At 66.8% G+C, this 14,840-nt stretch carries 15 protein-coding genes; 8 read left to right on the top strand and 7 right to left on the bottom strand.

Annotation, left to right across the window (positions count from 1 at the left end):
• Positions 1-5: 5 nt before the first annotated feature.
• Positions 6-899 carry a phosphoribulokinase gene (locus VWP12_RS04010; RefSeq protein ID WP_410474713.1) on the top strand — a complete coding sequence of 298 codons (894 nt, stop codon included), beginning with the start codon at positions 6-8 and terminating at the stop codon, positions 897-899.
• Positions 900-1,008: 109 nt separating this feature from the next.
• Here the strand turns inward: VWP12_RS04010 and VWP12_RS04005 are convergent, their stop codons facing one another.
• Complete coding sequence (locus tag VWP12_RS04005) at positions 1,009-2,919, bottom strand: diguanylate cyclase domain-containing protein (protein ID WP_410474712.1); 1,911 nt, start codon at positions 2,917-2,919, stop codon at positions 1,009-1,011.
• Between the two features lie 100 nt (positions 2,920-3,019).
• Complete coding sequence (locus VWP12_RS04000; RefSeq protein ID WP_410474711.1) at positions 3,020-3,232, bottom strand: hypothetical protein; 213 nt, start codon at positions 3,230-3,232, stop codon at positions 3,020-3,022.
• Between the two features lie 253 nt (positions 3,233-3,485).
• On the opposite strand from VWP12_RS04000, the gene VWP12_RS03995 reads away from it, so the two are divergent.
• Genes VWP12_RS03995 through VWP12_RS03970 form a run of 6 tightly spaced genes read left to right on the top strand, consistent with a single transcriptional unit; the run spans position 3,486 to position 9,264 of the window.
• Positions 3,486-4,820: an NAD(P)/FAD-dependent oxidoreductase gene (locus VWP12_RS03995; RefSeq protein WP_410474710.1), complete on the top strand. Its 1,335-nt coding sequence runs from the start codon at positions 3,486-3,488 to the stop codon at positions 4,818-4,820.
• Positions 4,817-5,617, top strand: coding sequence for a DUF1365 domain-containing protein (locus VWP12_RS03990; protein ID WP_410474709.1), 801 nt, complete (start codon positions 4,817-4,819; stop codon positions 5,615-5,617). Before VWP12_RS03995 ends, VWP12_RS03990 begins: the two co-directional genes overlap by 4 nt.
• Positions 5,590-6,840 carry a class I SAM-dependent methyltransferase gene (locus VWP12_RS03985; protein ID WP_410474708.1) on the top strand — a complete coding sequence of 417 codons (1,251 nt, stop codon included), beginning with the start codon at positions 5,590-5,592 and terminating at the stop codon, positions 6,838-6,840. The genes VWP12_RS03990 and VWP12_RS03985 overlap by 28 nt, the downstream gene beginning before the upstream one ends.
• Positions 6,837-8,147: an MFS transporter gene (locus tag VWP12_RS03980; protein ID WP_410474707.1), complete on the top strand. Its 1,311-nt coding sequence runs from the start codon at positions 6,837-6,839 to the stop codon at positions 8,145-8,147. Before VWP12_RS03985 ends, VWP12_RS03980 begins: the two co-directional genes overlap by 4 nt.
• Positions 8,144-8,698 carry a DUF3833 domain-containing protein gene (locus tag VWP12_RS03975; protein WP_410474706.1) on the top strand — a complete coding sequence of 185 codons (555 nt, stop codon included), beginning with the start codon at positions 8,144-8,146 and terminating at the stop codon, positions 8,696-8,698. The genes VWP12_RS03980 and VWP12_RS03975 overlap by 4 nt, the downstream gene beginning before the upstream one ends.
• A complete protein-coding gene (locus VWP12_RS03970) occupies positions 8,695-9,264 on the top strand; it encodes a chalcone isomerase family protein (protein WP_410474705.1) in 570 nt (189 codons plus the stop codon). The genes VWP12_RS03975 and VWP12_RS03970 overlap by 4 nt, the downstream gene beginning before the upstream one ends.
• 37 nt (positions 9,265-9,301) lie before the next feature.
• Here VWP12_RS03970 and VWP12_RS03965 read toward each other — a convergent pair whose 3' ends face one another.
• The 4 genes from VWP12_RS03965 to VWP12_RS03950 form a co-directional block, all read right to left on the bottom strand.
• Positions 9,302-10,513 (bottom strand): hypothetical protein, encoded by a 1,212-nt coding sequence (locus VWP12_RS03965; protein WP_410474704.1) that lies wholly within the window; start codon positions 10,511-10,513, stop codon positions 9,302-9,304.
• Positions 10,514-10,746: 233 nt separating this feature from the next.
• The gene (locus VWP12_RS03960; protein ID WP_410474703.1) at positions 10,747-11,292 is read right to left on the bottom strand and encodes a pseudouridine synthase; all 546 of its coding nucleotides are present in this window, start codon (positions 11,290-11,292) and stop codon (positions 10,747-10,749) included.
• Positions 11,293-11,303: 11 nt separating this feature from the next.
• Complete coding sequence (locus tag VWP12_RS03955) at positions 11,304-12,221, bottom strand: 5'-3' exonuclease H3TH domain-containing protein (RefSeq protein ID WP_410474702.1); 918 nt, start codon at positions 12,219-12,221, stop codon at positions 11,304-11,306.
• Entirely contained in the window at positions 12,221-13,486 is a 1,266-nt protein-coding gene (locus VWP12_RS03950) for a malic enzyme-like NAD(P)-binding protein (RefSeq protein WP_410474701.1), read from the bottom strand. Before VWP12_RS03950 ends, VWP12_RS03955 begins: the two co-directional genes overlap by 1 nt.
• 97 nt (positions 13,487-13,583) lie before the next feature.
• Here VWP12_RS03950 and VWP12_RS03945 point away from each other — a divergent pair, with 97 nt between their 5' ends.
• Entirely contained in the window at positions 13,584-14,096 is a 513-nt protein-coding gene (locus tag VWP12_RS03945) for a DUF192 domain-containing protein (RefSeq protein WP_410474700.1), read from the top strand.
• Between the two features lie 34 nt (positions 14,097-14,130).
• Here VWP12_RS03945 and VWP12_RS03940 read toward each other — a convergent pair whose 3' ends face one another.
• Entirely contained in the window at positions 14,131-14,787 is a 657-nt protein-coding gene (locus VWP12_RS03940; RefSeq protein ID WP_125198036.1) for an OmpA family protein, read from the bottom strand.
• Positions 14,788-14,840: the final 53 nt, after the last annotated feature.

Below are 14,840 nucleotides of genomic sequence, written 5' to 3'. Positions count from 1 at the left end.
GGACCATGTCCAAGAAGCATCCCGTTGTCGCGGTTACCGGCTCGTCCGGCGCCGGCACGTCCACCGTCAAGAGTGCCTTCAACCATATCTTTCGCCGCGAGAGCATCTCGCCGGTCGTGATCGAGGGCGACAGCTTCCACGCACTCAACCGCAAGGACATGCGCGAGCGCATGGCCGCCGAGGCCGAGAAGGGCAATAACTTCTTCTCGCACTTCGGCCCGAACGCCAACCACTTCGACAAGCTGGGCGAGCTGTTCAAGAGCTACGGCGAGTCTGGCTCCGGCAAGAAGCGCTACTACCTGCACAGCGACGAGGAAGCCGCCGAGCACAATGCGCGCCTGAACACAAACCTGGGTCCGGGCGAGTTCACCCCCTGGGAAGACATCCCGGCCGGTTCCGACCTGCTGTTCTACGAAGGCCTGCACGGCCTGGTGAAGACCGATGACGTCGACGTCGCCCAGCACGTCGATCTGGGCGTCGGCGTCGTGCCGATCGTTAACCTCGAGTGGATCCAGAAGATCTTCCGCGACAACGCCGAGCGCGGCTATTCCGCCGAGAAGATCGTCGACACCATCCTGCGCCGCATGCCGGACTACGTGAACTACATCACCCCGCAGTTCTCGCAGACCGACGTCAACTTCCAGCGCGTGCCGACCGTCGACACCTCCAACCCGTTCATCGCGCGCGACATCCCGACGCCGGACGAGAGCGTGGTCGTGATCCGCTTCCGTGATCCGGACGAGTTCGGTGTCGACTTCCCGTACCTGCTGCAGATGATCCCGAACTCGTTCATGTCCCGCTACAACACCATCGTGGTGCCGGGCGGCAAGATGAGCTACGCGATGGACCTGATCCTGACCCCGCGCATCCATCGCCTGATCCAGGAACGCGACGCGTAAGCGTTCCCGGACACCCGAACGAAAAAAGCCCCCGCCGGCACGTTGCCGCGGGGGCTTTTTCTTGGCCGCCCCGGGCTGGACCGGATCGCACCGCGCCGGGGAAGGTAGATCAGGACGGGCGGCGCCCTCCTTCCCGCGGCGCCACCTCGCCCATCGCCCCGTCGAAGTAGCGGAATGTGTCCCGCCCGGCGGCCTTGGCCTCGTACATGGCCGCATCGGCGTGGTTGACCAACGCCTCGACGTCCCCACCCAGCTCGGGAAAGACCGCGATCCCGATCGACACCCCGATCGAGACCTCCTCGCCATCGAGGTCGAACGGCTGGGTCAGCACCTCGATCACCTTGGCCGCCACCTGGCCGGCAAACCGTGGCGCGGGCAACCCCTCCAGCAAGATCAGGAACTCGTCCCCGCCCAGGCGCCCCACGGTGTCCTCGTGGCGCAGCAGACGCTGCAGTCGTTCGGATACCTCGCGCAGTAATTGGTCACCGACCGCATGACCCAGACGGTCGTTGACCTCCTTGAAGTAGTCGAGGTCGAGGAACAGCACCGCCAGGCGCGTCTCGTCCTGCCGTGCCCGGGCCACCGCCTCGCCGATCCGGTACTTGAGCGAGGCGCGGTTGGGAAGATCGGTGAGCGAGTCGTGATGGGCCTGGTGACGAATCTGGAGCTCGGCCGCCTTGGTCTCGGTGATGTCGTTGAAGATATGGATGAAATGGCTGACGCGGCCATGCTCGTCGGTGACCTTGCTGATCGTCTGTAACGCGGTCAGGCGCTCGCCCCGGCGGTTGCGATAGTCGAGCTCGCCCTGCCAACCATGCTCGAGATTCAAGCGCTGGCAGATCCGGTCCAACTGCTCTCTTTCCTTTTCATCCAACTGAAACAGGTCCGACATCGGACGGCCCATCACCTCGTCGGCGGCAAAACCGGTGATGCGGGTGAACGCGGGATTGACGCGCAGGATGCGGTGATTGGGCGAGGTGATCATGATCGCCTCGCCAGTGCCTTCGAACACGCTGGCCGCCAGGCGCAATTCCCCGGCCGAGCGCTCCAACTCCTCGGCCTGATTCGACAAACGCCGCAACACGGGGCGCAACGCCCGCGCCGCCAGCAGGGCGACGATCGGCAACAACAGGAAGACCAGACCCAACGGCCAGAGCAATCGGGTGACTACCGGCTGATAGAAGCTCCAGAAACCCGCGTCGATCAGCAGCAGGCAGCGCCCACCGCCAACCGGCGTGTAGAACAGCACCCGCGTCTCGCCATCGAGTTCGGGCCAGACCACACCGGGACCAGTCGGGTCGATACGCGCCAGGTCCCCGGCGATCGTCTCGCGCGGTTGTTCCATCTCCAGCCCGGTGGCGTCGGCGTTCACGCCCACCAGGCGTTTCTCGCGGTGATCGAGCAGAAAGCCCCGCGCCGAAGGTTCCAGGGTGCGTGCCCGCTCGAGCAACTCGACCAGGCCGCCCACCTCGAAGAACAGCACGTCGGTGCCCAGTCGCTCACCGGCATTTCCGAGGATGGGCGCCGCGGTCCGCCAGATAATGCGATCCTCGAACTGCACCAGCCGGCTCTGCACGCCATCCAGCTCATCGAAAATCGAGTGCCCGGGCACCTCGGCCGTCACGCCCTCGTCGACGATTACCTCGCCGAACGGGCCAAGCCGCTTGATGCCGACCAGCGCCGGCGACGTCCCCAGCGCATCGGCCAGTCGCGGCGCGGTGTAAGCCGTCAGGGACTCGATCGACATCTCCCCCTGGACGTAGGACTCGAGCCGATGGCGGATCTCGGTGCGACTGGTGACCTGGCGGGCAATGCCTTCGTAACGCTGCACTAGGTTGTTGAGTGCCGCGCCCTGTGCCTGGATGCCCATCAACGTGCTGCGCTCCAGCCCCTCGCGCGCGGACTGGTAGATGGGCACCGCGGTGACCAACGCCACGAGAACACCGCTGACGAGGATACCCAGCACCGCAAGCAGCATCGCCTTGCGGCGAATCAGTCGAATGGCGTTGAGCTCGGGCATGGGCCGGGGGCTCCGGTCGAGATCAAGCCGCTCCGGGAATGGGGCGGCTCGGTTAGGCGGCGGGAAAAGCGCACAAATTATGTCGCGTTCCAACGCGCCATTATCCCAGAAAGCCGATACAAAGGCTACCTAAATCGGGCGTGGCGACGCGCACAAGTCCATGAAAAATGCAGGGATTTTTCGGGGTCGTGGGCGACTGGTGTGACCAGACATCGGTCACCTCGCCGAGCACCTCCGCCATCCCGATGACATCACGTGCCGGATCAGCGTCGTCGAACAGGGCGCTGTCGGTATTGCGCTGATCGCCGAGCACGACCAGCAGGGGACGAGCGGGGAGTCAGTCCTGCAATTTCCTCGCACGGCGATGCCGCCGCCTGCCGCAGACGATCGCGCAAGGCGCTCCGATCACGACGGGGAACACCCGCATCCGACCCGGGATCGGGGGCAGAACACCGTTCGTGTTGAAACCGGAAAACGAGTCGAAACATGGCGGCGCAAATTTTTATGCAAAACCTGTACAGCGGTTATACACTCAACGGGTATTCTGCCGAACCCCGGAGCCGCGAGTGACCCAGACCCTGCCGTTTTCACAGCCAGCCGACCGACCGCTCGAGATCGCCGTGATCGGCTCGGGCATCGCCGGGTTGGGTACTGCCTGGCTGCTGGGCCAGCAGCATCGCGTCACGCTGCTCGAGAAGAACGACTACATCGGCGGGCATACCCACACCCACCTGGTCGACGACGGCCGAGGTGGGGGCATCGCGGTCGACAGCGGCTTCATCGTCTGCAATCGACCCAACTACCCGCACCTGTTCGGCCTGTTCGAGTCACTCGATATCGAAACCCAGCCCACCGACATGTCGTTCGGCATGAGCATGGACGGCGGCCGGCTGGAGTACAGCGGCGACAACCTCAATACCCTGTTTGCCCAACGCCGCAACCTGCTGCGACCCAGCTTCCTGCGCATGGTCGCCGAGATCCTGCGCTTCAACCGGCTGGGCAAGGCCGCGCTTGCCGGCAATTCGCTCGGTACGCTCTCCCTGGGCCAGTTCCTCGAGCAGCATCGCTTCTCGCCACGACTGGCCGAGGATTACCTCCTACCCATGGCCGCGGCAATCTGGTCCTGCCCGACCCGGCAGATGCGTGCGTTCCCGGCACGAAGTTTCCTGCAGTTTTTCGACAACCACGGCCTGATGAACGTGCAGGATCGCCCGCAATGGGAAACGGTACCGGGCGGCTCGCGACGCTACGTCGACCGGATGCTGGCCGAACGGCGCTTCGAGGCACTGACCTCGCACCCGGTCAATCGCATCGAGCGCGACGAAACCGGCGTCACGCTGCCCGAGTACGATCGACGCTTCGATGCGGTGGTGATGGCAGGCCATGCCGACGAGACGCTCGCCACGCTCGACCGACCGGATGCAGCAGAGGCCGGCGTGCTTGGCGCGTTCCGCTTTCAGGAAAACCGCGCCTTCCTGCATCGCGACACGAGCCTGATGCCCCGCCGACGCCAGGTCTGGTCGAGCTGGAACTACCTGGGCCGACGTGATGCCGACGGTGAACGGGCCGTGGCCGTGACCTACTGGATGAACCACCTGCAGCAACTGGACGCGGCCCACGACTGGCTGGTGACCCTCAACCCCTTCGAGCCGCCCCGCGAGTCACTCGTCGAGCGCGAGATCACCTACCACCACCCGGTCTTCGACGCCCGGGCCGTGGCCGCCCAGGCCGGACTACCTGCCCTGCAGGGCCATCGACGCACCTTCTATGCCGGCGCCTGGACGGGGTATGGGTTCCACGAAGACGGTCTGGCCTCGGCCGTGGCCGTCGCCCGGCAGTTCGGCACGGCGATTCCCTGGGAAGACATTCCCCCCAACGACCTTGGAATGGAGGCGGCGTGACCTCGGCGCTCTACCAGGGTTGGGTGATGCACCAGCGGTTCACGCGGGCCCGCTATCGCTTCCGCTATCGCGTGTTCTCGCTGCTGGTCGATCTCGATGACCTCGAGGCCGGCTTCCCCGGTCAGCGCCTGCTGTCGCATAACCGTTTCAACCTGTTCTCGATCCACGACCGCGATCACGGCCCGCGCCGCGACATGCGGCTGCGCGACTGGATCGCGGCCACCGCCCGCGCCCAGGGCATCGATATCGAGGGCGGCAAGATCCTAGTCTCGGCCTACCCGCGGGTGCTCGGCTACCAGTTCAACCCGCTGACCGTCTGGTATTGCCACGACCGGGCCGGCGAGCTGGTCGCGATCGACTGCGAGGTCAGCAACACCTTCGGCGGGCACCACCACTATTTTCTGCACGATCACGGCCGCCCGCTGGAAAGCCCCTTCCGCGCGCAGGCCGACAAGGTGTTCCACGTCTCGCCGTTCCTGCCCATGAACATGCGCTACCACTTCCGGCTCTCGCGCCCCGGCAAGCGGCTGGGGGTCTCGATCCGCGAGACCGAACTCGACCCGGATGGCGAGGAAACCCTGACGCTGGTCGCCACCCACAACGCGCAACGTCGCGAGCTCACCGATCGTCGACTGATGCTCGAGGCCCTGCGCATCCCGTTTCTCACCGTCAAGGTGATCGGCCTGATCCACTGGCAGGCCCTGAAAATCTGGCTCAAGGGTGGGCGTTTCCACAAGAGCCCACCACCACCGGCATCGGAGGTCAGCTCATGCCCATCGTCCAGACACGAAACCTGAGCCCGGTCTCGGACTCGACCGCCCGCGAGCGGCCGGCCGAACACGCCCTGCCGCTGGGCGCCCGCTGGGTCGGTCACTTCCTCTCCAATATCCGCATCGGCCGACTCCGGGTGACCACCGACGACGGTGGAGTTGCCGAGTGCATCGGTGCCGAGCAGCCCGAGCTGTCGGCAAGCGTGCATCTGCATCACCCCACGCGGCTGCTGTCCCGGATCGCCCGCCTGGGTGACATCGGAATCGCCGAGGGCTTCATCGAGGGGGACTTCACCACTGATGACCTGACCGGCCTGCTCGAGATCGGCGCGCGCAACTTCGAGGCGATCGGCCACGAGCTGCGCCCCGGCTTTTGGGCCCGGCTCGGTCATCGCATCCAGCATGCGCTGCGGGCCAATCATCGCCGCGGCAGCCGGCGCAATATCGCCGCGCACTACGATCTGGGCAACGACTTCTATCGGCTATGGCTCGACGAGTCGATGACCTACTCCGCGGCCCTGTTCGCCGAGCCCGACGAGTCGCTGGCCACCGCCCAGCAACGCAAGTACGACCGGCTGATCGATCGGCTTGACGCCCGTCCGGGAGACCGGCTGCTGGAGATCGGTTGCGGCTGGGGCGGGCTGGCCGAGACCGCTGCCCATCGTGGGCTGCGCCTCGACGGGCTGACCCTGTCCACCGAACAGCTCGCCTACGGCCGCGACCGGCTCGCCGCCGCCGACCTCGATGACCGCGCCCGCCTGCACCTGACCGATTACCGCGACCAGGGCGGCCAGTTCGATCACATCGTCTCGATCGAGATGTTCGAGGCTGTCGGCGAGCGCTACTGGCCGACGTTCTTCCAGACCGTGCATGACCGGCTCAAGCCCGGCGGCCGCGCCGCCATCCAGGTCATCACCATCGACGAGGACGCGTTCGAGGGCTACCGCCGCGAGCCCGACTTCATCCAGCTCTACATCTTCCCCGGCGGGATGCTGCCCTCGGTCGAGCGCTTCGAGGCCGGGGCGACGGCCGCCGGGCTGACCGTGCGCGAGACTGCCCTGTTTGGTCACGATTACGCCCGCACGCTCGCCCGATGGCGCGAACGCTTCGACGCGGTCGAGGACGAACTGGAAACCCTGGGCTTCGACCACCGTTTCCGCCAGACCTGGCGCTACTATCTCGCCTATTGCGAGGCGGGCTTTCTCGCCGGCCGGATCAACGTCGCCCAGGTCATCCTGGAACGCCCATGAACCCGGCCGCGAGCACAACGCCACGACTGACCCTGTGGCAGGTGCTCGCCTACGGCACGCCCGGCCTGCCGCTGGCGTTGATGGGCATCCCGCTGTACGTCTACCTGCCGCCGTTCTACGCCAACGAACTGGGGCTGGGATTGGCCGCCGTCGGCACAGCGCTGATGCTCACCCGACTGTGGGACGTGATCACCGACCCGGTGGTCGGCTACCTGTCCGACCGCATCCCCGGCCGCCATCGGCGCAAGTGGCTGATGGGCGCCGGGATGCCGCTGCTGATCGCCTCGCTGTGGTTCCTGCTGCGCCCGGGCGACGACGTCGGGCTCTGGTATCTCTACCTGTGGGGCCTGGCGGCGTTTCTCGGCTGGACGATGATCCAGCTGCCCTACACCAGCCTGGGCGCGGAGGCCGACCCGACCCCGCACGGGCGCACCCGCCTGGCAGCCGGCCGCGAGGGGCTGGCCCTGGTGGGCACCGTGCTCGCCGCCGCCCTGCCGATCCTGCTGGGCAGCGAGGCCCCGGCGGACGTGCTCGCCGCCGTGTTCTGGCTGATGGCGATCCTGCTGCCGGCAGGCTTCCTCTTGATGGCGGCGACCACTCCCGAGCCAGCCGTGCATCGCCCGCTGGTCGACTGGCGTCACGGCTGGCCGCTGTTGAAACACAACCGCCGCCTGCGCGGCCTGTTGGGCGGCTATTTCCTCAACAACCTGGCCAATGGCATCCCCGCCGCGCTATTTCTCATGTTCGTCGCCGACCGGCTCGGCGCCCAGGACCGGCTCGGCTGGCTGCTGTTGCTGTACTTCGGTGCCGGCATCGCCGCGCTGCCGGTCTGGACTGCCGTCGCCCGGCGGATCGGCAAGCGCCGCGCCTGGGGTGCCTCGATCCTGCTCGCCGCGATCAGCTTCTCGTTCGCCCCGTGGCTGGGCAGCGGGGATGTGGTCTGGTTTGCCCTGATCTGCGCGGTCTCGGGCCTGAGCCTCGGTGCCGACATGGCGCTGCCGGCCTCGATCCAGGCCGACATCGCCGGGATCGACAGCGACGATGGCGGCGGCGATCGCGCCGGGCTGTTCTTCGGCCTGCTGGGGCTGGCCACCAAGCTTGCGCTGGCGGTGGCCGTCGGCGTGGGCTACGGCGTGCTGGCACTAGCCGGCTTCGAGGCCGGCGACAGCGACACCACCGCCCTGGCCGTCACCTACGGCGCGCTGCCGGTCATCTTCAAGCTCGCTGCCGCCTGGCTGGTCTTCCGCCAGCTGACCGACACCGAATCGCATCTGCCGGAAACCACCCTGCGAGGAACCACCCCATGATCCGACGCTTCACCGTGGCGAGCGCGCTCGCCCTCACCCTGCTACTCACGGGATGCAGCAGCATGAAACTCGAGCAATTCCAGGGCACCACGCCCGCCTTCGACCTTACCGAGTACTTCGAGGGCCAGACCTGGGCGCACGGCATCTTCGAGAGCCGCGGCGGCGAGATCAAGCGCCAGTTCCGCGTCGAGATCGACGGCTACTGGGAAGACGAGGAATTCGTGCTCGACGAGGATTTCGTCTACGACGACGGCGAGACCGACCAGCGCACCTGGCGCATCACGCCCACCGGCGAGGGCCGCTATGTGGGGCGGGCCGGCGACATCGTCGGTACCGCCGAGGGCCACGAGGTGGGCCAGGCGCTCAACTGGCGCTACGTGCTGCGCCTGCCCTACGGCGACTCGAGCATCGACGTGGCCTTCGACGACTGGATGATCCGTCGCAGCGAGAACGTGGTGATCAACCGCGCGACGGTGAAGAAATTCGGCATCCGCGTCGGCGAGGTCACGCTGTTCTTCACCAAGAGCGATCCGGACGGAGGCGCATCGTGAGCCGCCGCACGGCCCTGCTGGGTGCGGGCCTGGCATTAATGCTTGGTGGAGCGACGGGCAATGCAACGGCATGGGCCGACGCCTTCACCCCACAGAGCGAACTCGCCGGCACCGCGCTGGTGCTGCAGGGCTCGGGCACGGCGAGCTACATGATCTGGGATGTCTACGACGCGGCGCTCTACGCACCGGCCGAGGCCAACGAGAACGCCATCGTCAACGCCGAGGTGCCCATGAGCCTGATCCTCGAGTACCACCGTGACGTGGGCGTCGAGGATATCCGCAAGGCAACCTGGGTGGCGCTGGACGAGCAGTACGCGGGCGGGGAACGCGAGCGGCTGCGGCCGAAGATCGACGCGATCCAGAACGCGATGATCGACGTGACCGACGACGATCGCTACCGACTCGACTGGGACCCCGAGGCACAACGCCTGACCCTGAGCCTCAACGACGAGACCCGCTTCGAATCGAACGACCGCGAACTGGCACGGGCCTACTTTGGTATCTGGCTGGCCGAACCGCCGCTGTCGGACAAGCTGCGCGCCGCCCTGCTGTCGCGAGTGGACTAAGGCGAAACCCAACCGTAGGAGGGGAGTCGTTTGCGGGTTAGACCGCCGCCGGCAACGGCTCCTCGATCACCTGCCGTGCAGGCAGGTATTCCCACCAGGCCACGGCCGGGTCGTCAGGTGCCATCGGGCGGAGATAGCGGGCGTGCTCCGCTTCCTTGCCGGCATTGTCGTAGTCCATGCCGTCCTTGCGGAACGAGGCGAGGATGCGCTGACGCGAGATCTCTTCCTTGCCATCGATCAGCCCGGGGTGATTGCGCAGCACGAAGTCCGGCTGGAAGAAGAAGTAGGTGTAATCGAAACCGTAGGGGTTGCGCGGGTGATCGTCGGGATAGCAGACGCCGAAGGCGGTGAGGAACATGCTCTCGCCCGCCCACACGAATTTCCAACCAGCCTTGTCATCCACGCGGCGCAGGCAGTCCGACCCGGCCGGGTCGATGCGGTTGAGCCCTTCGAGCAATGTCGCGGTGGTCTCGGCCAGTCGCTCGATCGAGCTGCTGAACGAGGCGGGCAGACGGAAGGCCAATCCCTTGAACTTTTCCTTGTGCGCGACCGTCATGAACCGGAACAGGTCCTCGCCGAACTGGCGCACGTTGGCGTCGAAGCCACGTGCCGGGTCGTAATCACGCGCCCCCCAGTACTTGCCCGACGGGGCAAAGATACAGCGGGTCTTGTCGACCGCGCCCATGAACTCGAGATGCGTGGGCGAGTAGACCGGCACGTGAGCGGCCGTGCGCGCAAAACCCGCGCGAACCACCTCGGCCACCTCGGCGCGCATCGCCTGCGGGTGCACCTCGGCCATGTGCTCGGGGAACTGCGCGGCGATCACCGCGAACAGGGTGTTGGTCAGGCTCTGCAGGCTCGCCAGCCCGTTGACCGGCAAGGACTCGGCCAACACCGGCGCCTCGTTGTAGAAGCGCAGCGTGGCGGCGAGATCGGCCAGCCGCTCGGGGAGCATTGCGGCGGGAAAGAGCGTGCGCCCTTCCTCGGACTGACAGGTCTTGAGTGCCTTGTCGGCCTGGACGTAGTAGCGGTGAGCCGTCTCCAGGACCAGGAAGGAGAGCAGGGACAGGTCGAGGTCGTCGGCGCCCCGCGGGGCCTGCCAGTCACGTTCGGCCAAGGCCTCGGCCAGACGGATGGCAGCCGCATCGTCGAGCGTGACGCCCTGATCCAACGCCCAGCCGCCCACCAGCCGACGACCCAGCACAAACTGCTTCATGATATTCATGGCACGCCCCGTATTCTTGCTCACCTGTCATCCCGCAAGTCACTGTTCTGAAACACCAAACCAGCGACTCCGGACACTCCGCCGCGCCGAGCGGAGCGCGCAATCTACCGGATAATCGACCCGGGCGCAAAACAGGGGCCGGAAACCGACCGCCAATTCGGGGTAAGCCATTGCAGAAACACGGGTTTTACCCGACAAATCGGCTCGGAAACTCGCGGGGCGGGGTAATCGCGACACAACCGCCGGGCTACGGCCTGTCAGGCGGTCAGCTCACGCCATTCGCCCGGGGCGAGACCATCGAGCCGATAAGGACCAATCGCTACCCGGATCAGGCGCAGGGTGGGAAAGCCGACGTGGGCGGTCATGCGCCGCACCTGACGGTTGCGCCCTTCGCGCAGGGTGATCTGCACCCAGCTCGTCGGCACGCTCTTGCGGTAACGCACCGGCGGATCGCGCGGCCAGAGCCAGTCGGGCTCGGCGACTCGCTCGGCACCCGCCGGGCGCGTGGGGCCGTCCTTGAGGGTCACGCCTGCGCGCAGGGCGATTAATGCCGCCTCGTCGATCTCGCCCTCGACCTGGGCGAGATACACCTTGGCGAGCTTGTGGCGTGGGTCGGCCAGCCAGTTCTGCAGGCGTCCGTCGTCGGTGAGCAGCAACAGCCCCTCGCTGTCTCGGTCGAGGCGACCGGCCGGATAGACGCCGGGAAAGTCGATCCAGTCGGCGAGGGTCGCCGCCGGGCTGTTGGCCTCGGCCGTGAACTGGGACAGGCAATCGAACGGCTTGTTGAAGGCGAGCAGGGCCATAGCGGTGAGCCTCAGGCGGAACGCACGAGCGGGGCGTCCCAGGCCTCCCAGCGCTCGATCTGGGCGGGGTCGGCGCCGGCCTGCTCGAGAAGGCTAACCAGCGCGGAGCGATCAATGCCCTGCCACGGCGACGGGGTCTCGGCCAACGGCAGGTCGCAGACAATCTCGGTCAACCGCCGCGACAGGCGCACCTGCGCCTCGTTCTCCTGGAGCAGCCGCTGGGCGCGCGGCGCACCGCGGAATTTCATGCCGTAGACGGCGGACAGGTTCTCGTAGATACCATCGATGCAGCCGTGCTTCCTGAGCAGGCGGGCGGCGGTGCGCGGACCGATGCCGGGCACGCCCGGAATGTTGTCGGCCACGTCGCCGGAGAGCGCCAGCCAGTCGGCGATCTGCGCCGGGCGCACGCCGAAGCGCCGCTCGACGTCACCGTAGGCCATCACCGAGCCGCGCATCGGGTTGTACCAGCGATCGTCCGGACCGAGCAGCTGGGCGAGATCCTTGTCGCCGGTGACGATGGTCACGGCCCGTTCGCGGCTGCGCAGCCGCCCGACCAGGGTGCCGATGACGTCGTCGGCCTCGAAGCCGGCGTGATCGAGCGCGCCGAAACCCGCCGCCTCCGCCAGCTCGCGGCAACGCGGGAATTGCTCCTTGAGATCGACCGGCGTGGGCGGGCGGTGCCCCTTGTAGTCGGGATAGATCGCCTGGCGATGGCCACGACCACAGGGGGCATCGAAAATCGCGGCGATGATCGGCGCCGGCTGGTTGGGCAGCCAGGTCGATTCCAGCAGCGCCAGCAGGTAATCGGCAAAACCGAGCACCGCATTGACCGGGCGACCGGCTTGATCGGTGCGTCCCTTGTCGTAGACGTGCCACGCCCGCCAGATCTGGGCGTGGGCATCGATCAACCAGGCTCGGGATTGGGTCATCAGGCCCCCGGCATCGGATGCGGGCGGTAAGGGGTTCGCGCCACGCCGTCGGCCTCGGCGGCCTTGGCAACCGCCGCCGGCAGACGCTCGATCAGGCGCGGGTCGAACGGCTTGGGCAGGATGTACTCCGGCCCGAAGGCCATCATGTCGAGATCGTAGGCCTTGAGCACCGACTCGGGCACGGCCTCGCGGGCGAGTGCCGCCAGCGCCTCGACGCAAGCGATCTTCATGTTGGGCGTGATCCGGCGGGCACGGCAATCGAGCGCACCGCGGAAGATGAACGGGAAGGCCAGCACGTTGTTGACCTGGTTGGGGTAATCGCTGCGCCCCGTGGCCATGATCAGGTCATCGCGCACCTGGTGGGCCAATTCGGGCAGGATCTCCGGGTCGGGGTTGGCCAGCGCGAAGACCACCGGCTTGTCCGCCATGCTGGCGAGCATCTCCTCGCTGAGCAGGTTGGGGGCCGACAGGCCGACGAAGGCATCGGCGCCCACCAGCGCCTCGGCGAGCGTGCGCGCCTCGGTCTTGGCGGCAAAACGGCGATGATGCTCGGGCAGGTCATCGAGCCCCTCGTGCAGCACGCCGACGCGATCGACGACCAGCAGGTTCTCGCGCTTGAGGCCCATGTCGAGCAGCAGGTTGAGGGTGGCCGTGCCGGCCGCGCCCGCCCCGACCAGCACGAGCTTCGCCTCCTCGAGGCGCTTGCCCTGCAGACGCAGGGCGTTGGTCAGCCCGGCGGCGATGATGATCGCCGTGCCGTGCTGGTCGTCGTGGAAGACCGGGATGTCCATCGTCTCGCTCAGCGCGGCCTCGATCTCGAAGCAGCGCGGCGCGCAGATATCCTCGAGGTTGATGCCACCGAAGGAGGGCTCGAGCCGGCGCACCGTGTCGATGAAGGCCTGAGGGTTCTCTGCCTCGACCTCCAGGTCGACCACGTCGATGTCGGCAAATCGCTTGAACAGCACGCCCTTGCCCTCCATCACCGGCTTGGATGCCAGTGGCCCGAGATCGCCCAGCCCCAGGATCGCCGAGCCATCGGAGATCACGGCCACCAGATTGCCGCGGGCGGTGTACTGCCAGGCGGCATCCGGATCGGCGGCAATCGCGCGCACCGGCTCGGCCACGCCCGGCGAATAGGCCAGCGCCAGGTCGCGCGCCGTCTCGGTGGGCTTGGTGATCGCCGTGGCAATCTTCCCCGGCTGCGGCTTGGCGTGGTAATCGAGCGCTTCGGCGCGCCGTTGTTCGGCATCGGGACGTTGGGTCATGGGGGCCTGGGCAGTGTAGATACGGGCCGCATATCTTATCAGCGCCCGCCGGGCGCGTCAGGGCGATCAGTTCTCCTTTCGGCGCTATGATGCGCGCATGCCCACGCCACTGCGCACACTGACCTCTCGCCCGTTTACGACCACCCTGCTGCTGGGTGCGTTGCTGCTGGTCGCGTGGCTGGCATGGGGCAGCCCGTCGTCCGACGACGGCACCCAGCGGGTAATGTGGCTGGGCGGCGAGCGATTCCAGGTCGAACTGGCGACCACCCCGACGAGCCGCCGGCGGGGACTGATGCACCGCCCCCCGCTGGCAGATAACCAGGGCATGCTGTTCATCTACCCCGACGAGGCACCGCGCTCGTTCTGGATGAAGAACGTCTCGTTTGCCATCGACATCCTCTATCTCGATGCCGACTGGCGCCTGGTGCAACGTCACGAGTCCGTGCCGCCCTGCCGACGCGATCCCTGCCCCGGTTACCCGAGCGACGCAGCGGCGCGTTATGTGCTGGAGCTGTCCGCCGGCACGGCAAGCCGACTGTCACTGGAGCGGGGCACGCAGATCGACCCACCCGTCCCCGTTGATGCGCCCAAGAAAAAGGCCCCGGACTGACCGGGGCCTTCGTCATCGAAATCGGCGTTGCGGGTTACTGCTGCTCTGCAGGGAGGATCAGGATCTCGACCCGCCGGTTCTGCGCACGACCCTCAGCGGTGTCGTTGGTCGCGATCGGGCGACTAAAGCCGTAACCGACCGGCTGCAGGCGGCTGGCAGAAACACCGGAGCGAGAGAGGTAGCTCGTCACGCTCTGGGCACGGTTGAGCGACAGGTCCTGGTTGTAGCTCGCCGAACCGGTCGAGTCGGTGTGGCCCTCGACGCGCACCACGGTGTTCGGGTACTGCTGCAGCGAGTTGGCCAGCTGATCGAGCGTGGAGCGGAACTGCGGCTTGATGTCGGCACTGTTGGTGTCGAAGGTGATCGACTCGGGTGCCTGCAGGCGGATGGTGTCACCCTGGCGCTGGACATCGATACCAGTGCCCTCCATCTCCTGGCGCAACTCGCGCTCCTGCTGGTCCATCTGGCGGCCGACCAAGCCACCGACGGTGGCACCCACCGCAGCACCGATCAGGGTGCCGCCGGTCTTGTTGCCCGAGCCGGCAATCACGTTACCGAGAATAGCGCCGGCGCCAGCGCCAACGGTCGCACCCTTGGCCGTCTTGTCCTGCTCACTGGTATAAGGGTTTTGCGCACAGCCGGCAACGAGCAACACGCTCGCGGCAGCGGCGATCAACGTCATGTGTTTCATCTTCATCTCTCCTTGGATGGTCGCCGGAATCGGGCGGCTTTCGATCCGCTCGC

The sequence above is a fragment of the Guyparkeria sp. TX1 genome, assembly GCF_046523965.1.
In the GTDB taxonomy this organism is placed as follows: domain Bacteria; phylum Pseudomonadota; class Gammaproteobacteria; order Halothiobacillales; family Halothiobacillaceae; genus Guyparkeria.
The sequence above is the reverse complement of the archived record's forward strand: the minus strand, read 5'-3'. Positions and strand labels throughout refer to the sequence as shown.